The organism is Acidisphaera sp. S103, assembly GCF_009765975.1.
Classification (GTDB): domain Bacteria; phylum Pseudomonadota; class Alphaproteobacteria; order Acetobacterales; family Acetobacteraceae; genus Rhodopila.
The window spans coordinates 147053-169799 of the sequence record NZ_LMUJ01000064.1; the positions used below are offsets into that span (position 1 = coordinate 147053).

The 22747-nt window shown below is 63.9% G+C and carries 22 protein-coding genes; 7 read left to right on the top strand and 15 right to left on the bottom strand.

Annotated features, from left to right (window positions below):
- Window positions 1–6 precede the first annotated feature (6 nt).
- From GSQ89_RS22900 to GSQ89_RS22945, 10 genes are all read right to left on the bottom strand, one after another.
- On the bottom strand, window positions 7–822 hold the full coding sequence (locus GSQ89_RS22900; protein ID WP_158929580.1) for an ABC transporter ATP-binding protein: 816 nt from the start codon (window positions 820–822) through the stop codon (window positions 7–9).
- Complete coding sequence (locus GSQ89_RS22905; protein WP_158929582.1) at window positions 809–1582, bottom strand: ABC transporter permease; 774 nt, start codon at window positions 1580–1582, stop codon at window positions 809–811. The genes GSQ89_RS22900 and GSQ89_RS22905 overlap by 14 nt, the downstream gene beginning before the upstream one ends.
- 4 nt (window positions 1583–1586) lie before the next feature.
- On the bottom strand, window positions 1587–2621 hold the full coding sequence (locus GSQ89_RS22910; RefSeq protein ID WP_158929584.1) for an ABC transporter substrate-binding protein: 1035 nt from the start codon (window positions 2619–2621) through the stop codon (window positions 1587–1589).
- Between the two features lie 114 nt (window positions 2622–2735).
- A complete protein-coding gene (locus GSQ89_RS22915) occupies window positions 2736–3692 on the bottom strand; it encodes a peptidyl-alpha-hydroxyglycine alpha-amidating lyase family protein (RefSeq protein ID WP_158929586.1) in 957 nt (318 codons plus the stop codon).
- Between the two features lie 20 nt (window positions 3693–3712).
- On the bottom strand, window positions 3713–4546 hold the full coding sequence (locus tag GSQ89_RS22920) for an SDR family NAD(P)-dependent oxidoreductase (RefSeq protein WP_158929588.1): 834 nt from the start codon (window positions 4544–4546) through the stop codon (window positions 3713–3715).
- 20 nt (window positions 4547–4566) lie between these two features.
- Entirely contained in the window at window positions 4567–5643 is a 1077-nt protein-coding gene (locus tag GSQ89_RS22925) for an amidohydrolase (protein ID WP_158929590.1), read from the bottom strand.
- Between the two features lie 67 nt (window positions 5644–5710).
- On the bottom strand, window positions 5711–5911 hold the full coding sequence (locus GSQ89_RS22930) for a hypothetical protein (protein WP_158929592.1): 201 nt from the start codon (window positions 5909–5911) through the stop codon (window positions 5711–5713).
- Window positions 5908–7287: an aromatic ring-hydroxylating dioxygenase subunit alpha gene (locus GSQ89_RS22935; protein ID WP_158929594.1), complete on the bottom strand. Its 1380-nt coding sequence runs from the start codon at window positions 7285–7287 to the stop codon at window positions 5908–5910. The genes GSQ89_RS22930 and GSQ89_RS22935 overlap by 4 nt, the downstream gene beginning before the upstream one ends.
- 60 nt (window positions 7288–7347) lie before the next feature.
- A complete protein-coding gene (locus GSQ89_RS22940) occupies window positions 7348–7887 on the bottom strand; it encodes a 3-phenylpropionate/cinnamic acid dioxygenase subunit beta (RefSeq protein WP_158929596.1) in 540 nt (179 codons plus the stop codon).
- A complete protein-coding gene (locus GSQ89_RS22945; RefSeq protein WP_158929598.1) occupies window positions 7884–8777 on the bottom strand; it encodes an NAD(P)-dependent oxidoreductase in 894 nt (297 codons plus the stop codon). Before GSQ89_RS22945 ends, GSQ89_RS22940 begins: the two co-directional genes overlap by 4 nt.
- A gap of 87 nt (window positions 8778–8864) precedes the next feature.
- Here GSQ89_RS22945 and GSQ89_RS22950 point away from each other — a divergent pair, with 87 nt between their 5' ends.
- Both GSQ89_RS22950 and GSQ89_RS22955 read left to right on the top strand, forming a co-directional pair.
- Window positions 8865–9314, top strand: a complete 450-nt coding sequence (locus GSQ89_RS22950) for a GNAT family N-acetyltransferase (RefSeq protein ID WP_158929599.1) — start codon at window positions 8865–8867, stop codon at window positions 9312–9314.
- Between the two features lie 82 nt (window positions 9315–9396).
- The gene (locus GSQ89_RS22955; RefSeq protein WP_158929601.1) at window positions 9397–10731 is read left to right on the top strand and encodes an LLM class flavin-dependent oxidoreductase; all 1335 of its coding nucleotides are present in this window, start codon (window positions 9397–9399) and stop codon (window positions 10729–10731) included.
- Window positions 10732–10807: 76 nt separating this feature from the next.
- Here GSQ89_RS22955 and GSQ89_RS22960 read toward each other — a convergent pair whose 3' ends face one another.
- From GSQ89_RS22960 to GSQ89_RS22975, 4 genes are all read right to left on the bottom strand, one after another.
- A complete protein-coding gene (locus GSQ89_RS22960; protein ID WP_216856340.1) occupies window positions 10808–11620 on the bottom strand; it encodes a TIGR03084 family metal-binding protein in 813 nt (270 codons plus the stop codon).
- A gap of 10 nt (window positions 11621–11630) precedes the next feature.
- The gene (locus tag GSQ89_RS22965; protein WP_158929603.1) at window positions 11631–12977 is read right to left on the bottom strand and encodes an MmgE/PrpD family protein; all 1347 of its coding nucleotides are present in this window, start codon (window positions 12975–12977) and stop codon (window positions 11631–11633) included.
- A 103-nt stretch (window positions 12978–13080) separates the two neighbouring features.
- Complete coding sequence (locus GSQ89_RS22970; protein WP_158929605.1) at window positions 13081–14310, bottom strand: CaiB/BaiF CoA-transferase family protein; 1230 nt, start codon at window positions 14308–14310, stop codon at window positions 13081–13083.
- 27 nt (window positions 14311–14337) lie between these two features.
- Window positions 14338–15555, bottom strand: a complete 1218-nt coding sequence (locus GSQ89_RS22975) for an LLM class flavin-dependent oxidoreductase (protein WP_158929607.1) — start codon at window positions 15553–15555, stop codon at window positions 14338–14340.
- A gap of 207 nt (window positions 15556–15762) precedes the next feature.
- On the opposite strand from GSQ89_RS22975, the gene GSQ89_RS22980 reads away from it, so the two are divergent.
- Window positions 15763–17040 (top strand): MFS transporter, encoded by a 1278-nt coding sequence (locus GSQ89_RS22980; RefSeq protein ID WP_216856341.1) that lies wholly within the window; start codon window positions 15763–15765, stop codon window positions 17038–17040.
- A gap of 49 nt (window positions 17041–17089) precedes the next feature.
- Here the strand turns inward: GSQ89_RS22980 and GSQ89_RS22985 are convergent, their stop codons facing one another.
- Window positions 17090–17689: a TetR/AcrR family transcriptional regulator gene (locus tag GSQ89_RS22985; RefSeq protein WP_158929609.1), complete on the bottom strand. Its 600-nt coding sequence runs from the start codon at window positions 17687–17689 to the stop codon at window positions 17090–17092.
- A 97-nt stretch (window positions 17690–17786) separates the two neighbouring features.
- Between GSQ89_RS22985 and GSQ89_RS22990 the strand changes: the two genes are divergently transcribed.
- From GSQ89_RS22990 to GSQ89_RS23005, 4 genes are read left to right on the top strand one after another with little or no spacing between them, the layout of a single operon-like run.
- Entirely contained in the window at window positions 17787–18911 is a 1125-nt protein-coding gene (locus GSQ89_RS22990) for an ABC transporter substrate-binding protein (RefSeq protein ID WP_158929611.1), read from the top strand.
- Window positions 18899–20623: an iron ABC transporter permease gene (locus GSQ89_RS22995; protein WP_158929613.1), complete on the top strand. Its 1725-nt coding sequence runs from the start codon at window positions 18899–18901 to the stop codon at window positions 20621–20623. The genes GSQ89_RS22990 and GSQ89_RS22995 overlap by 13 nt, the downstream gene beginning before the upstream one ends.
- Window positions 20624–20626: 3 nt before the next feature.
- On the top strand, window positions 20627–21691 hold the full coding sequence (locus tag GSQ89_RS23000) for an ABC transporter ATP-binding protein (RefSeq protein ID WP_158929615.1): 1065 nt from the start codon (window positions 20627–20629) through the stop codon (window positions 21689–21691).
- A 14-nt stretch (window positions 21692–21705) separates the two neighbouring features.
- On the top strand, window positions 21706–22722 hold the full coding sequence (locus tag GSQ89_RS23005; protein WP_158929617.1) for an Ldh family oxidoreductase: 1017 nt from the start codon (window positions 21706–21708) through the stop codon (window positions 22720–22722).
- The last annotated feature ends 25 nt before the right edge of the window (window positions 22723–22747 follow it).

The following is a 22747-nucleotide window of genomic DNA, read 5'->3' on the forward strand; positions in this document are numbered from 1 at the left end:
GGGGCTTCATAGGTCGGTTCCTTTCGTCACCTCATCTTTTAGCTCATCCCACAGCGCCTCATGCAGGCTGGCGAACTCCGGCGAGAAACGTGCCTTGAACACGTCCAGGGGCCGCTGGATCGGCACATTGCGGATCGCCCGGATGCGGCCGGGCCTGGCACTCATGACCACGACGCGGTCGGCAAGGGTAATGGCTTCGCCCAGATCGTGAGTGACGAACAGGACCGTCATCTTCCGCAGCCGCGTCAGGAACTGAAGTTGGTCCAGCATCACCAGCCGAAGTTGCGCGTCGAGTGCCGCGAACGGTTCGTCCATCAACAACGTTTCCGGCTCGTAGATCAGCGTCCGCGCCAAGGCCACCCGTTTGCGCATGCCGCCGGACAGTTCGCTGGGATAATGATGTTCGAACCCTTTCAGTCCCACGAGTTCGATCATCTGCGCAACCTTGGTGGCGGCATCGGCACGCGGCATGGGACGGCACTTCAGCTCCAGCGCGACGCCGATATTGGATGCAACGTCGCGCCAGGGCAGCAGCGTGTCTTTCTGGGTCATGTAGCCGACCTTGCGATTGAGGCCGGCAATAGGCTGACCATCATAGGCCACCCTGCCCTGCGTCGGCCCCAGCAAGCCGGCCACCATGTTTAAAATGGTCGATTTCCCGCACCCGCTGGGGCCCACCAAGGCCACGAACTCGGCTTTTTTCACGGACAAATCGATGGGCTGCAGGGCCTGGACACGGCGGCCTCGCGCTTCGAAGTCGCGGCTGGCGCCAAGTAATTGGATCTTCGGGGTTGCCGCCTCGGCGGCGCTATTGCGCTGCATGGCGCCACCGCAGCAGCCAGGTTTCAAGCCTGGTGGCCGACCCGCTGGTCAGGATGCCGAGGGCCATAAGGATCACCAGGGCCGCATACAGCGACGTCATGTCGAACTGCTGTGCCGCATTGTTCAGCAGGAAGCCGATACCGCCGCGGCTGCCCAGCATCTCCCCCGTGGTCGCGGCGACCAGGGCGTAGGGCAGCGCGACCTTCAGCCCGCCGATGATCCACACGACACTGGCCGGGCCGATCACCTTGCGGAACACCTCGGTCCGGCTGGCCCCCATCAGGTGCAAGGCGCGGATCAGGTCTTCATCCACCGACTCCGCGCCGGCGAAGGTGTTGAAGAAGATCAGGAAGAACACGACGATGGACACCAGGACGATTTGCGGCATCTGCCCCAATCCGAACAGCATGATGAACAGTGGCGCCAGCGAAATAAGCGGCACGCTGTAAAGCGCCACGATGATCGGCCGCAATATACCCGCCAGGACCCGCATACGTCCGAGCGCCAGGCCACACAGGACGCCGCATGTGGAGCCCAGGGCGAGGCCGGTGGCGATTTCCTCGATCGTCGTGGTGATGTGGAACACGAGACCGTCGGAGGCCCAGGCCAGCAGGCGCAGTCCCACAAGGCCGGGCGTGCTGACCCACGGGGACCCGGAGAGCCGCCCTGCCGCTTCCCATACCAGTGGGATCGACAAGGCGACCACAACGCGCCACACGCCGATCATACGGTCGCCGGCCGCCAGCGCCTGGGTCGCCATTGTGCTACCCCTTCATCGCCTCATGCGCGAGGTCGGGCGTCACCACCTGCGAGTACGGCACCGACAGCGATGGCTTCAGGCTGACGTTCAGCGTGGACAAGGTCTTGGTGTACCGCGCTTCTTCAATATCGGGCACCATCGGCACGCCTTTGACGAAGAGGTCGAACGCCTGGCGATATGCACCGTCATCCATTTCGACGAAGCGATGGCGTATGGCCGCGGCGGCCTTGTCCGGTTGGGTATGGGCAAATGTCATCGTGGCCGCGAATGCGCGCACGGCCGACAGCAGCAACGGCCGCTTGGTTTCCAGCGTCTGCCGGCTTGTGGACAGGCACAGATACGCATAGTTGGTGAATTCCGGCACTTCGCCCGTCATGGCGTCGATGACAACCATTGCGTTGTCCTTGGCGACCGCGGTGGTGGAAAACGGCGGTCCCCAGACGAAGCCATCAATGCCCCCGGCCTCCAGCGCCGCCAGCATCGGCGCACCGCCACCGACCGGCTGCAGGCTGACCTCGGTTTCCGGGGTCATGCCACGGGCCAGAAACAGCGTGCGAACGAATTCTTCAGTGCTGGAACCGGGAGAACTGATACCGAGGCGCAGGCCGTGCAGGCGCTTGACCTTGTCGCCGAGAGAAAGGCCGGCGGTGAAGCCGTTCTTCTCCACGGCCTTGCGCGACAGCACGATACTCATGGGAAAGGCGTTGAAGCAGGAGGACACGGCGACAAGACTGCCACCGCGCGCATCAGCCTGCATGTTCTGTTCGATGCCGAGCGTCGACATTTCGGCGCTGCCACCCAGGATCGAGGCGGCCTGCCGCGTACCCGATCCGACATCAAGAATGGTGATGTCGAGGCCCTGCTGTTTGAAGAAACCACCATCCACGGCCAAGTACGGGGTCATGAAGAAAAGACCCTGGCCGCCGACGGTCAGCGTCGCTTTCCGCAACGGCGTTTCAGCGTGTGCAAGGGAACTGACGCCCAACGCCGTTCCGGCCGTGAAAATTTTGACGACCTGCCGTCTCGACCAAGCAGCCACGCGTTCATCCCCCTGATTGGCACGTATATCGGCAAGAATGCCGCTTGGGTTTGCCCCTTCGCGCCTTGTCGCGACCATAAGACGCTTGCCCCATGGCCGCAACTGGAGGGATTCCTACCCCAATTTCACCAGCTTCTGCATGCAGCGGATGTCTTGATCCTCGGGGATCGGGGTGCCTTTGTTCTTCATCGCGGTCCGGGCAACCTCCCCCACATAGATGTCGCCGCGTGAATCCACGGCCACGCCGTGCGGTGACGTAAACTGGCTCGATTGCTCCCGCGAGGCATCGCCCACCCTGGCGATCCGCTTTCCATCCAAAGTCCACAGGCTGACACGGGGGCCAATGCCTGGCGACCGGACGTTCACCGCCATGCTGGGTCCGCTCTCACCGATATAGGCGATGGGGTTGCGGCCGCGCGTCATGCACAGTCCGCACGGACGGTGCATGTTGTGCCAGTGCGTCTCGAACTTGCCCTGGCCGTTGAACACCTGGATCCGATGGTTTTCCCGATCCGCGACGTAGACCCAGCCGTCCTCATCGCAGCAGATGTTGTGGACGATATTGAATTCACCTGGATCGGTGCCTGGTTGTCCCCAGGAAAACAGCAGCTTGCCGTTGGGATCGTATTTATGGACGCGGGCGTTGCCGTAGCCGTCGGCGACATAGAGGTCCCCTTGCGGTGACAGCGCCGTATGGGTGCAGCGGTTCATTGGATCGCCGCTCATATACGGGGCCGGTTCGCCAGGGACGCCGATCTGCAACAGCATCTTGCCGTCCGTGGTCATCCGTCGGACGGTGTGATCGCCATCGTCGGTGCAGTATAACGTGTCGTCCGGAGCCACATGCACGCCGTGCGGCCGAGCGAACAGACCCTCACCCCATGAGCGCAGGAAATTGCCCTCCCGATCGAACACGATCATCGGATGCTTGCCGCGGCTGAACACGTAGACATTGTCCTTGCTGTCCACGCCGACGGCGGCGACTTCGCCGTATCGCCATCCATCCGGCAGCCTGCCCCAGTTCTCTATGACCTCGTAACGGTACTCGCCTTCACCGATGATGATCGTCATGGATTGTCTCCGTTCGGCGCTCAGTAATGGGTCGTCCACTTGGAGTTCAGCGCGTCCTCGATACGGCGGTGGCGCGCCTTGATCACGTCGGCGGGCACGGCGCTGACGAACGCGTAGAATGTCTTGGTCAGGATCGCGTCCACCACGCGGTCACCCACTTTTCGTGGGTCCAGGCCGGTGGCCGCGAGACGTTCGGCCAATGAGGCTTCCTCTTTGTCGCGCACTTGCGGGCCGCCCAGATGATCCGGGCGGTTGCGAGCGCCGCGGGCGATGTTCGTGGCGATCGGGCCGGGGCACAGGACGGAGACACCGACCGGCGTTCCCGCCAATTCGTGCTCCAGTTCCTCGGACAGCGACACGGCGGCGTATTTGCTCATGGAATACGGGCCCTGGTCGGTGCCGCGGCGGTTTTGGAAGCCGGCGACCGAGGCGGTGTTGACAATGTGACCTTCTTCCCCGTGCTTCAGGATGGCGGGAACGAAGTGACGGATGCCGTGGATGATCCCCCAGACATTCACGCCGATGACGAATTCCCAGTCGCGGACCGGCACATCGACCAGTTTAGTGCCGTGTGTCGGCACGCCGGCGTTGTTGCAGGCGATATGAAGTTTGCCGAAATTGCGTTCCGCCTCCGCCAGCGCATCGATGACAGATTGTTCCTGGGTCACGTCGATCCGCACCGGCATGACGCGCTTGTTGGTGCCGGACAGGCCGTGGGCGGCGGTCTCCACCGCTTCCTTCTGGATATCGGCCATCACCACGTTGGCGCCGGCTTCGGCGAGCGCGGTGGCGATGCCAAGCCCGATGCCGGAAGCGGCGCCGGTGACGATGGCGGTCTTGCCGGAGATGTCCATGTGCTGAACCTTTCGAATGCTTAGGGCGTGGTCAGCCGGTAGACCTTCGCCGCGGTGCCGCTGTACAGCGCGGTCTTCTCGCTGGCCGAGGCGTTGGCGGTGATACGCTTGAACGCGTTCCACAGCGCGGTGTAGCTGCAGGATTGCTTGTCCGGCGGGAAATTGCTTTCGAACATGCAGCGTTCGACACCGAAGGCTTCGATGCAGGGCTCGATATATTGCCGCCATGCCGCGGCCAGGTCCTCGGACGAGGGTGGAATGTCACGCTCGTGGAAGTCGAAACCGACCGAGATCATGCCGAGGCCGCCCAGCTTGCAGTAGACGTTCGGGCTTTTGGCTAGTTCCTGGATGTTTTTGCGCCAGGTGGTCAGGTTTTCCTGACGGTGGCCGGCATAGGGTCCGACACCGAGGATACCGCCGACATGGTTCAGGATGATGGTGGTGTCGGGGAAGGAACGGGCGAGATCGATCGCATCCGGTAGTTGCGGATGATACTGCCATGACTCGAAGCTCAATCCCAGTGGTGCGAGTTGGGCGAAGCCTTCGCGGAATGTCTTGTCCATGACCAGATGCAGCGGGACCGCGCGGGATGCGTAGTCGGCGACCGCCTTGTGGTCGTCCCAGGCCACGCCGTGACGCAGGCCGCGCAGACGTCCGCCGCCGGCGGTGATCTCGGCTTCCAGCAGCGCGCGCACCTTGGCGGCGCCGAACGTCAGGTCGCCGCCGCCGATGATGCCCTCGGCGACACGGCAGGGGCCGTAGCCGCCGGATGCGCTCATCGCCGCGATGCCGTTGACGAATTCGACCTCACCCAGCGCCGCCATCTCCCGCGGCCCCTCCTTGCGATACATCGCTCGGCATTCCAGGAAGACCGTGGAGACGATGTTGTGGCCACCACCGATATCGGACAGCAGTTGCGGCAGCAGGTAGTGGCCGCGATGCGCCTGGTCCCAGAAATGGTGGTGCGGATCGATGATCGGCAGATCGGGTTCCAGTGCCGTCTCGGCCGGACGCTTCGCCAGCCAGGCGTTCAGTGCGACGTCATCGGGGCGGGTGGTGCCTCGGTAGGGGCCTTTAGCTTCGGCGACCTGGGGCATGACTGTTTCCTCCGTTCGGGTTGCGGCGAGACTAACCGGAAGAGAGGGCGATCTCAAAATCGCGAGGCTACGGGCGGATCTCGACGACGTCCTGCGCGAAGATCATGTCTTCCGTCCCGACCATAGCCGGATCGTCAGCCGACGACAGGTACCGCGCGAACAGCCAGACGCCGTCTTCCGGATTAACAATTATTTCGACTTCGGCGCCGCTGCCCAGCATGACACGTGTGCCGACGGCGAGGGCGCGAACGTTGATCGGATCGCTCATTGTGCCGCCTGCGCCGCGGTTTCATGCCGCCATGGCATCAGTTCGTCCCAACTGTCGGCTTCCATGAACTGGGCCCAGCGGCGATATAGGTTGCGCATGGGCTCCTCGCTGGCTTGTGCTTTGGTCAGGTCGATCACCCGGCCGGGGATTTGCAGCCCGTCCCACTCGTAGTTTTCCACGGCGTGGCCCATGCCCATTTCGTAGGTGTAAGGGTAGCGCCGAGCGATGACGCCTCGGCTGGCGGCGTGGGCGTAGTTCCAGTTTTCCATGTCGTCCTGTTCCGTCATGCCGGCGGGGCCGGAGTAACGGATGTAGTAATCGCGGAGGAAGTTCTTGACCTGTTGCGGTGCGTCGCGGTCGACGAAGAAGAAACGCCAGACCTCGGTTTCGTGTGCGCTTTTCGGGTGCCAAACTGCCAGCGTGCGTGGCTGCCGGGGCAGCAGCGCCACATTGGGAAAGATCTCACCGGGCGCGCCCATCAGACGGTTGTTGCTACCGGGTCGGCGCCGCCGTTCTTCCTCGCAATGGCGAAAATACTCGGCCACTTCGGGGGAATTTTGGTAGGCGGCCTGTGGTTGGTGATCTTTCGGCAGCGCGTAGGTGATTGTCTGGTGGCCGCGATCGGGCAGCGCGACGTGCAGCTTGCGGGCCACGTTCAGCTCATTGTAATCGCGCCGGCTGCGGCCGCTTGGGCCGGCGCCGACAAGGTCGACCGAACGGTGTGAGATGTTGTGGTAGGTGTCGCCGCTGAAATTCTCCGCCGGGAACTTCCAGTTGCACGGAATGATCCATTTCTGCACGCCGCCGATCAGTTCCGCCTGCCCTTCCCTTCCATCCCAGCCGTCGAGGATCAGGTCGAGGAAGCGGCGGAATTCACCGAGGTGTTCGAGGAACGGTGGGGCCGAGGCGTCCCAGTTGGCCCAGACGGTGCCCTTGTAGCAGGCGAGTTGGGCGACCGGAACGAGACCCCATTTCGTCTTGTCGAGTTCGGAATGATAGGCCTCGCGGAAAAACGGCACGCCGACCAGGGCGCCGTCGGTGCCGTAGCTCCAGCCGTGATAGGGGCAGGTGAAGACCGCGGCGTTGCCGTCGTCGTAGCGGCACACTTTCATGCCGCGATGGCGGCATGAATTCAGGAACACGCGCACCGCACCGGAGCGATCGCGGCAGAGGATCACCGACTCCTCGCCCATGCGGGAGACGAAAAAATCACCATTGTTGGGGATTTGGCTTTCGTGGCCGACGAACAGCCAGGAGCGGGCGAAAACACGTTCCTGTTCCTGCGCGTAGATGTCTTCGTTGACGAAGATCTCGCGGCTGATCTGCCCCGAGGTCAGGTCGACGAGGCCGGAATGGTAGCCTCGCGTTGCGTTCATCGGCATCGCTGTTCCCCCATTTCACGCGTGACCGTGGAAGGCGCGAACCACGCGGTTGAGCTAAAAGAAAAACGTCAGGTTCTTCGTCATCAGGACATTCTGGTCCAGAATGATTTTCCGCCGGGCGATCAACCAGCCGTCGTCCGAACGGCGCAGCGTGTCCTCGCGTTTGCCGACAAGGATGTCGGTTTCTGTTTCGACACGGTTGCGGTAGATCAGGAACCGGCTTTTGGCGATGACCTCTCGTGCCGAGGCGGCGTTGGGCGTCACCTGAAGCAGTTGCACGTTCGATACCATGTGGGTGATGCGCGATTGCGGTTCCTCCGCCCAATGGATGCCGGTCTGGATCTGACGCACCCGGCGGACCAGGGTCTCCTTGCCTTCATCGAACCAACTGATGTCTTCGGCCTCGCGGGTGAACTCGCGGGTGGTGTCGCCGTATTTGACGTTGCGTCGCATCGGCATCCAGTAACGGATGTCGTCGGCCAGCAATGCCAACCATTCGTCGTGCCGGCGTTCATCGAGCAATTCCGCCTCGGCGTACAGGAAACTGGCGATCTCCTGGGTCAGCAGCAGTCCGGCGATGCGATCGTCGGTCATTGTTTGCCTCCCTGTGGCGGGGAACGCAATTCGGTGCCGGCCATCGCTTCCAGCACGCGGGCGACAACGGGGAAGCCTTCCTGACCCCAGCCGAACGCCTGGGCGCGTTTGTAGAGATCGGACGCGAGTGCGCCCAGCGCCGCCGGGGCACCAACGTCGCGGGCCAACTGGCAGGCGAGTTCGATATCCTTGGCAACGATGTCGAGTGTGCCGCCGGCGGCGAAAGTGCCGGGAAACACGCCTCGGGGGATGTTGTCGAAGGTGCGGCTTTGGCCGGCGCTGACCGGCACGATACGGGCCAGGATGTCGAGGTCGATTCCGGCCTTGGCGGCAACCAGCATGCCTTCGATGGAGGCGATGAAATTGGTGTAGCCGAGGTACTGCGTCACCAGCTTGGCGGTGGCGCCGGCACCGCTGGGGCCGACGTGGAAGACATTTGCGGCGATGGCTTGGAACAGAGGATGATACCGCGCAAAGGCGGCGTCGCTGGCACCGACCATCATGGTCATCGCCGGTGGACGGCCGCTAACCGGGGCGTCAATCAGTTCGACGCTGCGCTGCCGGCAGGCCTCGGCGACACGGGCGACGGTTTTGGGTGCGTTGGTGGTCAGGTCGATATGGGCGGTGTTCGGTTGCAGACCGGCCAGGATACCGGTTTGTGGCGTCAACATCGCTGCCTCGAATTCCGTCGGACCGGGAAGCGAGGTGAACACCACCTCGCTGTCTCGGGCCGCGGCGAAGGCTGTTTCGGCGTGGATGGCGCCTTGGGCGCACAGGGCGGCGGTAGCGTCCGGGTTGCGGTCATGCACCGTCAGCGTGTGGCCGGCGCGGATCAGGCAGCCGGCGATCGGGGTTCCCATGGTGCCGGTGCCAACAAAGCCAATTCGCATTTGCCGCCCTCCCTTTGGGAAGGCATCATTGGCCGGCCGGTCGTCAATGACAAGCGAATCACGTGTGCGGAGCGATGGAGACGGAGGTTGAAAAGCCGTTACGGGCTTGAAATCCGAGCGGCTGGTGGGGCGGACGCGCAGGGTTTGTGCGAATTGCTGCACGCGGCTGGGCATGTCATCGCACCTCGGGTGATGGCGGAGCGGCTGGAGGCCATGCGGGACGGGCCTGGCGCGGCACTGATTGCGGCGGAATGGGGGCCTCCATCCGGGGTGGTGCTGCTGCACTGGTACCGGACGCTGGATGCCGCGCAGCCGACGGCACAGATCACCATGCTGCTGGTAGCCCCGGACGACCGGCGACGGGGGATCGGCCGGCTGCTCATCAAAGCCGCGGCACAGGCCGCTCGGATTGCCGGCTGTGGTGCCCTGGAACTGCTGGCGGCGCCGGAGGAACGGACACTGCACGCATTCTGCCTGGCCACCGGGTTCCAGGAGACTGGGCCTCGGTTTCTGCGGCCGCTCCGCAAGAATCGATAGGGCGTTCCCCGTCCAGGACTATCGGGGAGGCAGCGGCGGTTATAGGCTGAGCGCTAATCGGAGAAGCGGGGGACATCGATCGATGCGCGCGACCAACCGACAGATGCATATGGGCGTTTTCGTGCTGGGAACCGGCAACCATACCGCCGGCTGGCGCTATGAGGGCGCCGCCGCCAGCCACATCGATCTTCCCGTGATCCAGCAGATCGCCGCGATCGCCGAACGCGGCAAGTTCGACCTGCTGTTCATCTCCGACGCGATGGCGATGGACCCGACCGATCATCCGTCCTTCATGTGCCGGTTCGAGCCGACCTCACTGATTTCGGTGCTCAGCGCGTTGACGACGCATATCGGGCTGGGGGCGACGGTCTCCACCAGTTTTACCGAACCGTTCAACGTCGCGCGTCTGTTCAGTTCGATCGACCATCTCAGCGGTGGCCGAGCGGCGTGGAACGTGGTGACCAGTTCGAACCCGAAGGCGGCGCTGAACTTTAACCGCGAGGAGCACCTGGAGCACGAGTTGCGCTACCAGCGCGCCAACGAATTCGTCGATGTCGTCAGGGGGCTGTGGGATTGCTGGGATGATGGCGCGATCGTCGCCGACAAGGCCACCGGGCGTTTCATCGACGAAAGCAAGGTCCGGACGCTCGACCACAAGGGGCAGTTCTTCCAGGTCAGGGGGCCGGTCAATATCGCTCGCAGCCCGCAGGGACATCCGGTCATCATCCAGGCAGGCGGGTCGCCGTCGGGGCTGGCGTTGGCGGCGCGCACGGCGGATGTCGTGTTCTCGGTGGTGCAGGATCTGGACTCGGCCAAGCGGGCTTATGCCGACCTGAAGGGGCGCATGGCACAGTATGGGCGGTCGCCGAATGAGCTGGCGGTGCTGCCGGGGGTGATGCCGATCATTGGCGCCACCGAGGACGAGGCCAGGGAGAAGTTGTCTACGCTGCAGGCGTGGCTGACGCCCACCAATGCGGCGACCCTGGTGGCCAGCCGGATCGGTTATGACGTGTCCGGGCATCCGCTGGATGGACCGGTGCCGCCTCCGCCGCCGTTCCAGGGCAGCCGGACGTTTTCCACCGTGCTGTATGAAACGGCGCGACGGGAGAACATGACCCTGCGCGATCTGTACAACCTGACGGCGGCGGCTCGGGGTCACTGGGTGCTGTGCGGCACGCCGGAGAGCATCGCCGATTCGCTGGAAGAATGGTTCACTGGGATGGCGGCGGACGGGTTCAATATCCTGCCACCGTATTTCCCAGGCGCGTTCACGGATTTCGTCGATCTGGTGGTGCCGATCCTGCAGCGGCGCGGTCTGTACCGGTTGGACTACCAGGGACAGACGTTACGCGATCATCTTGGGCTGGACCGTGTGACCGCCATGGTGCCGCGGCGCAAGGCGGTGGGCGACGGTTAGGTCCGCGGAGCGAAGGCCCGCCATGACGATGAGAGAGTGACGGCTCTCGTCAAACGATCCGGTTCGCCGCAAGTCCTTATTGCTGACGCTGGGGGGTGGTGAAGCGGGTTCCTGGGGGTGGGGGATTTTCGGGTGGACCGGCGAAGCACTGGGCGAGGCTCATCCAGGTGCGGGCTGGTTCACCGGTGACTTTCAGGCTCGTGTCGGCGATGTTTCGGACCTGGGTGACGACCTGGCAGAAGTCCAGCGCGTCGCCGTCGACGCTGTTGCCAGGTGCCGGATCGTTCCATTCCCAGACGGCGCCGGATGGGCCGTTCAGGCGGACGTAGGGCGCGGGTCCGGGAATCGATTGGCCGCGATTGGCGAAGGTCCAGCCGTAGGTGCGGACGCCGATTTCGACGATGTTGCGCAGCCGGTCCGTTGCCTGGCGTGTCGCGCCCATCAGGTCGTAGATCGCCTGGCCGTGCGCCCATGTCTCCATTTGGCGTGCGGTGGCGAACATGCGCACCCCCATGTCGGGGCCGTACCAGGTCAGACGCGCATTGGGGAGCAGCGCGGAGAGGCTGTCGCAGAGATCGGCCATGGTGGCGTGCCAGCGTTCGAGCAGGCGTCGTCCGGTCAGCGAACCCAGGCGCTGGCGGGCTTCCTGGACTCGGGTCAGGCCGGCGTCGCGTGCGGCCTGGATTTGTATCCTCAGGCGGGTGAAGGGTTCGGGACCGGCGACGGACGCCGCCGCCATCAGGTCGCTGTCGTGCAGATGCTGCACGATGTCGTTGACCGTCCAGGCTTTGAACAGGGTGGCGCGCTGCCAGTCGTTTTCGTCGAGCGTGGCGAGCAGGGTGTGCAGTTCGTTCGCCTCCGCTCGGAAATCTTCGGCCTGTGCCAGCATGACATGGTCCTCAGGTTGCGGGATGGAGTGCGGCGACCAGGGGGGCGATGGTCGCCAGAGTGTCCAGTTGCCAGACCGAGCCGATGACGGCGTCAACCGAACCGGTGAAACCACCTTGGTGGGCGAGGTCACGCAGTTTCGCCTCGATTTCCGCGTCGGTCAGAGGGTCGGCGGTGCTGCCCTTGGCGTGTGTGACGGTTGCTGTCAGCACGCGGCCGTCATGGGTGCGCACGGTGGCGGTGGCGGCGCCGCGCGGGCTGTTGGCGTCCAGTTCCGCTCGCGTCAGTGCCCGCAGTGCGGCGACGGCCGGGTCATGGACCGCGGCGTCGGAGAATTCCCACAGCCCTGCCCGGCCGAACTGAAAGGCGACGGCGGCGCAATGGTGGATGCTGACACGCGCGTCGCGGTCGTTCACGACGGTGCGATCGCCTCGGTCCAGCAGAAGCTGGTCGCCGGAAACGGTGATGCCGGCGATCTCGGCCACGGTCAGTCGGTGATCCCGGCGCAGTGCCAGGCAGGCATCGACCACGGCGTGCATGACGATCCCCGCTGGATAGGGTTTGTAGGTGTTGGCCGCCAGTTCCCATTGTTCGCCCAAGCCGGCCGTCGCGGTGGCGACATCCGGTTCGTCGCCCATTGCCCGGGCCCAGCCCAATGCGCCCTCGATGGCGGATGGCGCGGCGGTGTAGCCGGATTCCGCCAGCAGCGCGGCGAACAGGCCGTTGCGGGCGGCATTGCCGACGCTGACGTTCTTGGCCGCGCTGGGCAGGTTTTCGACAATCCCGGCCGACTGGCTGGCGGCGATGCCTAACGCGTGGGCGGTGCGTTCGGCATCGAAACCCAGCAGTTTCGCGGCGGCGGCAGCGGCGCCGAAAACGCCGCAGGTGGAGGTGATATGCCAGCCGCGTGCGTAATGACCCGGTGATACCGCGTTGCCGATGCGACAGGCGACCTCGGCACCGAGGATGAAGGCGTGCAGCAGCGTCGCACCGGACAGTCCGCGCTGCTCCGCCAAAGCCAGTACCGCGGGCGCGACCGGCGCCGTCGGGTGGATGACGGTGCGCAGGTGGGTGTCGTCGTAATCGAGCAGGTTGCCGCCGATCGCGTTGACGAAGGCGGCACTGACCGGGTCGAGGCGTTCGGTGCGGCCGATGACCGTGACCCGATCGGCGCCGGACAGCGGCAGCAGCACCCGCACGGCCATCTCGACCGGTGGGGTGGCGGCAACACCCAGCGCGCAGCCGATGAAATTCAACAGTGACCGCTTGCCTTCGTGCCACACGGCGCCCGGTATGCTGTCGCGCCCCGAGGCCGCAACAAACCGCCCGAGTTGTTCGGTAATCGTCAACGCCGCCATCCTTCTTGCCTCCGGGCAGGCGCGGGCCGCACCTCCACGCTTGAATCAGCGTGACACATCCCGTGGGACGCGGGCAATTCGCGGCGGGGACAGACGCCCTGCCCTACAGCACCCCTTCGCCCTTCAGACTCTCCACCTCGGCGGCCGACAGCCCCAGCCATCCGTGCAGCACGTCCCCGGTATGCTGCCCCAGTATCGGCGACGCCTTGACCTTCGGCGGCTTGCCGTTCACCCGCACCGGCCAGGCCGGCATCTTGAACCCGCCATGTGTCGGATGCTCCATCGTCTGCATGATACCGCGTTCGACGAAGCTGGGGTCGTTCTGCAACTCCATCGTGTCCAGAACCGCGCCGGCGGGGATACCGGCGCCGCCGACCAGCGCCATCGCTTCATGCTTGGTCCGGGTCTGCGTCCATTCCCGGATGATCGGGTCGAGTTCGGCGTCGTTTTTGACCCGCAATGTCGGCGTGTTGAAGCGCGGATCGTCGATCAGGTCTTCGCGGCCCATCACCTTGCACAGGCGCGACCAGTGTTCGGGATTGCCCCGGCTGGTCATGATCCATACGTAGTCGTTCAGGCCACCGGGTGCGCAGGGATACAGGCCGGATGGGCCGTTGGTGCCGCCTCCCGAACGGGTGCCGTCACGCTCGACGGCTTTGCCGAACTTGGCCTGGGTTGAGAAATTGGTGCGCATGTAATGCAGCATCGCATCCTGCATGGCGACCTGCAGCCGGCATCCCTCACCGGTTTTGTCACGCTTGCGCAACGCGCCGAGGATGGTGATCGCCATGGTCATTCCGGTGCCGGTATCGCCCAACGAGATGCCGGGCTTCACCGGCTGACGGCCGCGTTCCCCGGTGACGCTGATGGTGCCCCCGGTCGCCTGGGCGATCATGTCGAACGCCAGATTTTTCTCGTACGGGCTGCCGGTGCCGAAGCCCTTGATCTGGCAGAAGATGATGCGTGGATTGAGCGCCTTCACCTCGTCGTAACCCAGGCCCAGACGCTCGATGGTGCCGGGCGCCATGTTTTCCACGCAGATATCCGCCTTGCGCAGCAAATCCTTCACGATCTCCAGCCCAAGCGGGGATTTCAGGTTGACCGTGATCGATTTCTTGTTCGCATTGAACATGTGGAAGTAGTACGGATCGTCATCCGGCTGACCGGGACGAAGGCGGCGGCCGGGATCGCCGGTGCGTGGGTTCTCGATCTTTACGACCTCGGCACCCAGCCAGGCGAGTGCTTCGGTGCAGGACGGGCCAGCTTCGAACTGGGTAAAATCGACAACCCGAACGCCGGCGAGGAAGTCGAGGTCGGTGCTGCTTTCAGCCATGACAGTATCCTCCGGTTGCATCTTCTTCTATTCGGCCGCGATGGTGGCGGGCACCACCGGTTTGATTTTCGCCATGTTGCCGCCGAAGCGTTCCCTGAATGCGGCGGTATCGATTTCTTCCAGGTCGATCTGCCGATTGAGCACCTGTTCCTTCCACTTCAACAGTGTCGGATGGGCTGCCTGGAATTCCGGCATTACTTCCTTGGCGAACAGTTCAAGCGACCCGCAAATATGTTCGTGGGTGTTCTTTCCAGCCTGGTTCAGCAACACGACCTGGTCGATGTTTGACGACTGGAACTTTTGCAGCTTCTTCCGAATGGTATCAGGCGAACCGATCAGGCCGCCGCGCAACGCCGAAGCGTGCGCCTCCGGATTGGCGTTTTTCCATTTGTTGTATTCGTCCCACATGTTGACGGTGCCCGGTGGCGGCCGCTGCCGGCTGCTGCTCGCACCATAGTATTTCAATGAGAACTGGAAGAATGTGTCGCCATCGGCGCGCTGCCGGGCTTCTTCATCGGTCTTGGCGCACATGAAGAACGAAACCAGCGCGATATTGGGGTTTGCCTGGTAGTCGGCGAGCTTCTTCTGCCGCTTGACGAAGGCGTTGTAGTAAGCATGGACCCAGGCATGCGCGGCATCGGCCGAGACAAACTGAAAACCGAGCGCACCCATGCCCCATTCCCCGCATTTGGCGAGTGTATCCAGTTGCGAGCATGCCACCCAGAGCGGGGGATGCGGCTTTTGTGCCGGTTTCGGCAATACATTGCGCAACGGCATGTCGAAATACTTGCCGTGATGCTCGCTGCCGCCGTCCTTGAACATGGGGAAGATCGCCCGCACGGCTTCCTCAAAGATTTCCCGCTTGTCGCCCATCTTCACGCCGAACGGTTCCAGCTCGGTCTCCGACGCGCTTTCGCCCATGCCGAATTCGCATCGTCCGTTCGACAGCAGGTCCAGGGTCGCGATCCGCTCCGCCACCCGGGCCGGATGGTTGGTGGTCAGTTGGCAGATGCCGTGACCCAGCCGGATATTTTTGGTCCGCTGGCTGGCGGCGGCGAGAAAGGACTCTGGCGCGGGGGAGTGAGAATATTCCTCAAGAAAATGGTGCTCCACCTGCCACGCGTGATCGTAGCCGAGTTTGTCGGCGAGTTCGATTTGCGAGAGCGCGTTTTGGTAAAGGGTCAATTCATCGCCCGGATGCCACGGGCGCGGCAACTGCAGTTCGTAGAATATCCCAAATTTCATCGGTCCGCTCCTATTGTTTCGTTGCCGACTTCTACCGGCCGGATCGCGGTCGTCGGATAACAGTCTATCGCGCGTGACGGCCCTGTCCATCTTTGCACCCGGCCGGATTGCACCGACTCATCAAACGGCACAGCATCCGGCCGCAGTCGATCGTCTTTCAATCGGAAAGAAGCTGCCTCGACGGCGGCGCAGAAGGAGAACGGACACGTGGCAGGCAATTGGATACCTCCGGCCGGCACGGCGGATAACATCGCCGCGACTTCCTGGTATCGCGAGATCACACCACAAAGCTGGCGCGTGCTGTGGTTTGCCGGTCTCGGCTGGATGTTCGACGTCTACGATTCGTTCGTTCTGTCGCTGACCATACCCGCGCTGATCGCGGCCTTCGCGCTGTCGAACGCTGAAGCCGGCACCATCGGCAGCATTCTCGCCGCTGGATTGATCGTCGGTGGCATCGTCATGGGCTGGGTCGCCGACCGCATCGGACGGGTACGCACGCTGTATCTTAGCATCCTTGTCTACTCGCTGTTCACCTGCCTCACCGCCATCGCACCTTCGGCTACCTGGGTCGCGGCATTGCGCTTCCTGGGCGGGCTGGGCATGGGTGGAACATGGACGTCCGGTGCGGCACTGGTCGCGGAGACATGGGGGGCGAAGCATCGCGGCAAAGGTGGCGCCCTGATGCAGATGGGCCTGCCGCTCGGTTCCATGCTGGCGATCGGCGTCACCGCTTTGATCACCAGCCTGATGGGCGGGCTGAACCACGGCGGATGGCGCGTGATCTACGGTCTTGGCTTCCTGCCGGCGCTGATCCTGCTTCCGGTTGCCCTGCGCACGCCGGAATCGCCTGTGTGGCGTGCCCGAGCGACATCGACAGGCAAGTCTGGGTCGATCGCCGATCTGTTCCGCGGCGGCAATGCGCGCGGGATGCTGCTGGCTTTCAGCTTCATTTTCTTCGCGCAATACATCTACTGGGGTGTCTTCACCTGGACGCCAACCTTTCTGGTCAGCGTCAAGCATTTGAATTTTGTGCGGGGCCTCGGCTTCGTGCTGTCGCAGCAGTTCGGATCGCTGATCGGGTTCCTGGTTTTCGCGGCGCTGGTCGACCGGCTTGGCCGCCGGCCGACCTTTATCGGCTTCCTTGTCATCGGCGCAATCGCCGTGGGTGTGCTGGTGTTGGAGGCCGATCCGCGCGTGTTGTTGGCGACCATGTTCTTCACGGGGTTCGGCATCACCGGCATCTTCGCCGGCATGGGACCATTCACCGCGGAGATGATGTCGAACACCGCTTCGCGTGGCCTGGCGATGGGTCTCGCCTATAACGGCGGGCGCATTGGCGGGCTGATCGCACCCGTACTGATCGGGGCTCTTGCCACCAGCGCGCAGGGATTTGCCGCTGGGATGGCAACGACGATCGTCGCCTTCATCCTGGCGATCGGCGTCATCCTGATCTGCCCCGAAACGCGAGGAACCGAGATTCGCTAAGCCGGCGTCGGCAAGGCAAGCCTTCGCCGCGGTGATCGCGGCAGCAGCATCAGCAGCCGAACAGCTTGCGGCCAACCACCCGGAGAAACTCGGCCCATTCCGCCTGGAACGCCGGGTCTTTGGCGTCCTTCCCGGTCACCAGCCGGGTGATCTGGGTGAACGCGATTGGATAGGTGGCCAGGCTGAGCGTGGCCAGTTGGATCAGCCGCCAATCCATGTCGGCGGGCAGGCCACCCTGTTGCTGGATGTCGTGGATGGCTTCGCCGTAAGCGGCGAGACGCTGGCGCCGATCCTCCTCGCCGGGGACGACGCGATTGCGCGCGCTCGCTGCCTCCCAGGCGAGAAAGCGCAGGTAATCCTGGTCACCTTTGCGTTTCTCGAACCGGGTCGCGATCAAGTCCGCCGGGTTCTCCGGAAGCGTCTCCCGCCAGTGTATCGCGGGCCGGAACTTGCTGTCGTGAACCGCCTGGAACAGCGCTTCCTTGCCGCCGAAATGGTGATGGATCAGTTGCTTGCTGACCCGAGCGCGGCGCGCCACGCCGGATAGGGTGGTGCCGTCGAAGCCGCGCTGGGCGAACTCCTTCGCCGCCGCGTCGATCACCCGGCGGCGCGTCCGCTCCGGATCGCGTGTCCTTGTTTTCGTTGTCATCCGGCTTCGTCCCATCGCCACGCTACTTTACCGTCGTCCAACTATTGACAGCCAGGGCGTTCTTGGAAAGCCTGGGTGAAATCACGGGGCGAACGTCATGCCGCTACACACGGGATTGGAAACGTCCATCCAACGCCGGCGCCTGCTGCTGACGGCGGCCGGTGCGGCGGTTGCGCGACCGTTGACCGCGGCACGCGCCGCCGACACGGTCGAATTGGTCACCGTCACCCCGACGCTGATCGACGCCGCGAAGCGCGAGGGCACCGTCGTCGTGCGCTACAGCAGCCCAGTGGATGAGATGACGCAGATGGCCACCGCCTTCGAGGCCAGGTTTGGCATCAAGGTTCAGGTGGATCGCAAGGTCGGCGTGGTGGGCACACAGCAATTCGCGACCGAGGAACGCGTCGGCCGGCACGTCATGGACGTGAACTACTCCGCCGATCCGGCCGGCATGTCCGATCTCGCGGAGGAAGGGTTCTATCTTCGTTTCACGCTGCCGGACGCACTGCCGTTGCTTGATAAAGGCGCGTATATCCCGGAACTTGGTTACTGTCCGAAATGGACCGAGATCGTTATATCCTACAATCCCGACCACATCCCCTTGGCGCAGGCTCGGGAGCAGTTCAAGACGTGGCATGGCCTGCTCGATCCGAAGCTGAAGGGCAAAATCGGAATGAACGAGCCGGCGGGAGGCGGTGTGCCCCTGGCGACGTATCTGATGTTCTATCGGCTGCCGCAATACGGCCGTGACTTCGTTGCCAAGCTGGGTGAGCAGAAGCCGCGCTTGTACCCCGGTTCGGCGCAAGGCCGTGAAGACCTCGCGGCTGGTGCGATCTCGGTGTACGTGCCGAACTGGGAGTCGATCGCAATGATCACCTTCCTGAAAGGTGACCGGACACAATGGACCTATCCGGAGATCGCCCCCACCTTCGCCAACACCTATCTGTGCATCTCTAGCCACGCGCCGCATCCGGCCGCCGCGCGGCTGTTCACCGCTTGGTTCTTCACGCCGGAAGGCGCCCGCACGATGGAGTTGGCACAGGCCAAACCAACTCTGCAGGGTATTCCGGATGAGCGGACGGCGGTGGCCAAACTGAAACAAACGGATTGGTGGCGACCCTTCCCGGAGCAGATCCGCTGGATTCCCGACACCAACGATTGGGTCAAGAATTCCGAAGACCTGATCCCGGATATGCGTGAGGCACTGGGTTGGCAACGGTAACGCCCAACCTGGACCTTTTTGGACCATTGCCGCGCCGTCTTGGCATGAGTGTGGTGCTGGCCGTATCCGCCGCGCTGGTGCTGGCACCGGTTCTCGCCGTGATCTATGGCGCGTTCCGCACCCGCCCGCCCGGTGCGCCGCGGGCAGCCTTCACTCTGGCGAAGATGGCGCAAGCTTGGGGCGGGATCTTCACCGGTGGCTGGACCCAGGCACCCACTGTCAACACGATCCTGCTCGCCATCCCTGTAACGATCGTGGCGACCGCGCTGGGTGTCGCGCTCGCCTGGGCGGTGACGCGTACGGACATGCCGGGGCGCCGCACGCTGGAACTGCTGTTCCTGGTCCCGCTGCTTTACTCGCCGCTGGTCAGCGTGATCGGGTGGACGGTGTTGGCCGACCCCGGCGCCGGGCTGCTGAACCGGGCATGGGCGGGGGTAACCGGGGCACATGCACCGCTGTTCGATGTGTATTCTTATGGCGGCATTGCCTTCGTCATGGTGTTCTACTTCGCGCCCTATGCGTTCCTGCTGTGCGCCGGTGCGTTTCGGGCGTTGGACAGCACGCTGGAGGAAGCGGCGGCGATGTCCGGTGCGGGGTTGTTGCGGCGCCTAGGGTTCGTGACGTTCCCGCTGATGCTTGCGGGCATTGGCGCCGCATCCCTGTTCATTTTCACGCTGGCGCTGGAGCAATTCGCTATCCCCGGCTTTCTGGGCGCACATGTGCATTTCGATACGCTCGCCTATGCGATTTTCGAGCGCACCAGCACATATCCGAGCGACCTGCCGGGAGCGGCCGCGGCGGGTACGTTGTTGCTGGTGTTGTCCTCCATCGGGCTGTACGCCTATCGCCGGCTGACGCGCCATGCCGGCCGGTTCATCAGTGTGACCGCGCGTGGCTACCGAGCGGTGCCGACAGCGCTGGGGCGTGGTGGGATGGTGCTGACGGTTATCTGCGCGGCCTTGTTCGCGATTGGTGTGGCGTTGCCGTTGGCCGCTGTGCTGCTGCGCGCCTTGCTGCCGGTGCGGACGGCATCGGTCGATCTGTCGGCACTAGGTTTTGGCAATTTCACGCAATTGTTCGCTGCCGGAGACTTCCTCCTCGGCCTGCAAAACACGGCCTGGCTGGCGTTCGGTGCCGCCACGATCTGTGCGGGACTTGGCCTGCTGATCGGATCGCTGCTGGTTCGTCGCCGATCCGCTGGACTGTCGGCGCTGGACTATCTGGTGGCACTGCCGATCGGCATCCCCGGCACGGTGTTCGGCGTCGGCATGCTGTGGGCGTATGTCCGGACCCCACTTTACCTGACGCTGTGGATCCTGCTGCTGGCGTTCACGGTGCGCTATCTGGTCTATGCCGTTCGTACGGTCGGCGGCAGCATGATGCAGATCGATCCGGTGCTGGAAGAAAGCGCCGCGATCGCCGGCGGCACGCCACTACGGACGTTCCTGTTCGTCGATCTTCCCTTGCTGAAGCCGGCGATCGCATCGGCCTGGCTTCTGGTGTTCCTGATCGTGATGCGGGAGATCAGCGCCAGTGTCATCCTGTATGGCGCTGACTCGGTGACGGTACCGATTCTGACGTGGAACTATCTGAACGATGGTTCCTACGGCACCGCCAGCGCGCTGGCGATCGTGCAGGTGGTCGCGGTTGGACTTGTTGTGATGTTGTTGCGCTGGCTGTTCGGGGCCGACATCCGTGCTCGGTCGGAGTAGCCAGTGACCGCGATCCGTATCGCCGGCCTCAATCGCCGTTTTGGACCTGCTTTTGCGGTCGAGGGCTTGGACCTTGAGATTGCGGCAGGGGAGTTTTTGACGCTGCTGGGACCGAGCGGTTCGGGGAAGACAACGACTTTGCGGATGTTGGCGGGGTTGGAACGGCCGGATTCGGGAACGATACAGGTGGGCGGCCGGGTGATGAACGGGCCGGGCGTGTTCGTCCCGCCACACAAGCGCAACATGGGCATGGTGTTCCAGAGCTATGCCGTCTGGCCGCATCGGACGGTCTATCAGAACGTTGCCTTTCCGTTGCGCGTGCAACGTGTCTCGCGCGCCGACGAGAAGGCCCGTGTTGGGCGGATACTGGATCTGGTGGAACTGCCAGCCTCCGACTTCGCCGACCGCTACGCCAGCCAGTTGTCCGGCGGGCAGCAGCAGCGCGTGTCGCTGGCCCGCGCCCTGGTGGCCGATCCCGATGTCATTCTGTACGATGAGCCGCTGTCCAACCTGGACGCCCGCTTGCGCGACGCCATGCGCACGCTGTTGCGCGACATCCATGGCCGCATCCGCACGACGGCGCTGTACGTGACCCACGACCAGACCGAGGCGATGGTGCTGTCGGACCGGGTCTGCATCATGCAGGCCGGCCGCATCGTGCAGCAGGGGACGCCCCGCGCGCTGTACGACAATCCCAGCAACATGTTCGTGACTGAGTTCATCGGCGGCGCCAACGCACTGCCGATCGTCGAACAGGACCGCGCTCGGCAGCAGGTCGGCATTGCCGGCGGCGTGCGCATTCATGTCGCGAACTGGAATGCGGGTTCGGCGTCGCGCCTTGTCATTCGCCATCACCATGTTCAGTTGCTGCCCGCCGACGCGACGGCCTGCAACGCGATCGACGCGACCGTGCGTGACGCCGTGTTCCTGGGCGATCGCGTTCGTTTCACGTTGCAGGCCGATTGCGGGTTGACGCTGATTGCCGATGCTGTTGCCTCACCCGGCTTACCCATGCCGGGCAGCCGGATCCGCGCCGTCCTGCCGGCCGCGTTGTGCATCATTATTTAGGGAGAACATCAGAGATGGCCCAGCAGCCTGCGTTGCTCGATGCGGACGGCCCGGACACGGTGCGCATGACGCCTGACGAGGCGCGTGCCCTCGGCGAGGAATCGTTGTGCCGGCTTGGTTATCCTCAGGACGAGGCGGCGATCATCACCGACCAGCTTATCGACAACGCGCTGTGCGGCTACCGCTTTGCCAGCCTGCCCCGTATTCTTGCCATCGCCGGCGACGAGAAAACGCGGCAGCCGCGCCGGCCGGTGACGGTGATCCGCGAGACGCCAGTTTCGGCTTTGCTGGATGGCGGCAACAACGTCGGCTACGTCGCCGCGTATCGTGGTGCCGAGATGGCGATCGACAAGGCGAAAGTGTCCGGGATCGCCGTCATTGGTGTGTCCGACAGCTATTACAGTGGCCGCAACGCATACTATGTCGAAATGATTGCCCGAGCGGGGCTGGTCGCCATCCATACAGCCAGTGCCAAACCGCGGGTGTTGCCGCCGGGTGGCACACGGCCGGCGCTGGGCACCAACCCGATCGCAATCGGGTTCCCGAGCGAGGGGGAGCCTGTCGTCTACGATATCGGTACCGCATCGATGATGTGGGGTGAGGTGCTGCTGCACGCCCAGCTCGGGCTGCCGATCCCCGACGGCGTGGGGTTCGACGCGGCGGGACAACCCACCGCCGACGCCAACGAAGTCGTCAAGGGCGGTGTCGTGCCCTTCGCCGGCCACAAGGGTTACGGGCTGTCATTCGCCATACAGGCGCTGGGGTTGCTTGCCGGCGCAGCGATCCCGCGTGGGCAGGTGCAGGATTATGGCTTCCTGTTCATCGCGATCGACCCGGCTATCCTGCTGGGCCCCGGCGTGTTCGCGGGCCAGATGTCGGAGCTGGTGGAGCGCATGAAGGCAACGCCGCTCGCTTCGGGCGTCGACGGGATACGCATCCCCTCCGAACGTGCATTTCACGAGCGTGCCCGGCGGCGGGAGGAAGGAATCGTGCTGGACCGCGTGGTGGTGGAGTCGTTGCGGGCGCTGTGAGGGCGATGGAGGCCGTTCAGGCCGT

Bases quoted from the DNA above. Each gene is read 5' to 3' on its own strand.
- GSQ89_RS22900 (WP_158929580.1), bottom strand. From the start codon at position 822: ATGCAGCGCAATAGCGCCGCCGAGGCGGCAACCCCGAAGATCCAATTA.
- GSQ89_RS22905 (WP_158929582.1), bottom strand. From the start codon at position 1,582: ATGGCGACCCAGGCGCTGGCGGCCGGCGACCGTATGATCGGCGTGTGG.
- GSQ89_RS22915 (WP_158929586.1), bottom strand. From the start codon at position 3,692: ATGACGATCATCATCGGTGAAGGCGAGTACCGTTACGAGGTCATAGAG.
- GSQ89_RS22920 (WP_158929588.1), bottom strand. From the start codon at position 4,546: ATGGACATCTCCGGCAAGACCGCCATCGTCACCGGCGCCGCTTCCGGC.
- GSQ89_RS22925 (WP_158929590.1), bottom strand. From the start codon at position 5,643: ATGCCCCAGGTCGCCGAAGCTAAAGGCCCCTACCGAGGCACCACCCGC.
- GSQ89_RS22930 (WP_158929592.1), bottom strand. From the start codon at position 5,911: ATGAGCGATCCGATCAACGTTCGCGCCCTCGCCGTCGGCACACGTGTC.
- GSQ89_RS22935 (WP_158929594.1), bottom strand. From the start codon at position 7,287: ATGAACGCAACGCGAGGCTACCATTCCGGCCTCGTCGACCTGACCTCG.
- GSQ89_RS22940 (WP_158929596.1), bottom strand. From the start codon at position 7,887: ATGACCGACGATCGCATCGCCGGACTGCTGCTGACCCAGGAGATCGCC.
- GSQ89_RS22945 (WP_158929598.1), bottom strand. From the start codon at position 8,777: ATGCGAATTGGCTTTGTTGGCACCGGCACCATGGGAACCCCGATCGCC.
- GSQ89_RS22955 (WP_158929601.1), top strand. From the start codon at position 9,397: ATGCGCGCGACCAACCGACAGATGCATATGGGCGTTTTCGTGCTGGGA.
- GSQ89_RS22960 (WP_216856340.1), bottom strand. From the start codon at position 11,620: ATGCTGGCACAGGCCGAAGATTTCCGAGCGGAGGCGAACGAACTGCAC.
- GSQ89_RS22965 (WP_158929603.1), bottom strand. From the start codon at position 12,977: ATGGCGGCGTTGACGATTACCGAACAACTCGGGCGGTTTGTTGCGGCC.
- GSQ89_RS22970 (WP_158929605.1), bottom strand. From the start codon at position 14,310: ATGGCTGAAAGCAGCACCGACCTCGACTTCCTCGCCGGCGTTCGGGTT.
- GSQ89_RS22975 (WP_158929607.1), bottom strand. From the start codon at position 15,555: ATGAAATTTGGGATATTCTACGAACTGCAGTTGCCGCGCCCGTGGCAT.
- GSQ89_RS22985 (WP_158929609.1), bottom strand. From the start codon at position 17,689: ATGACAACGAAAACAAGGACACGCGATCCGGAGCGGACGCGCCGCCGG.
- GSQ89_RS22990 (WP_158929611.1), top strand. From the start codon at position 17,787: ATGCCGCTACACACGGGATTGGAAACGTCCATCCAACGCCGGCGCCTG.
- GSQ89_RS23005 (WP_158929617.1), top strand. From the start codon at position 21,706: ATGGCCCAGCAGCCTGCGTTGCTCGATGCGGACGGCCCGGACACGGTG.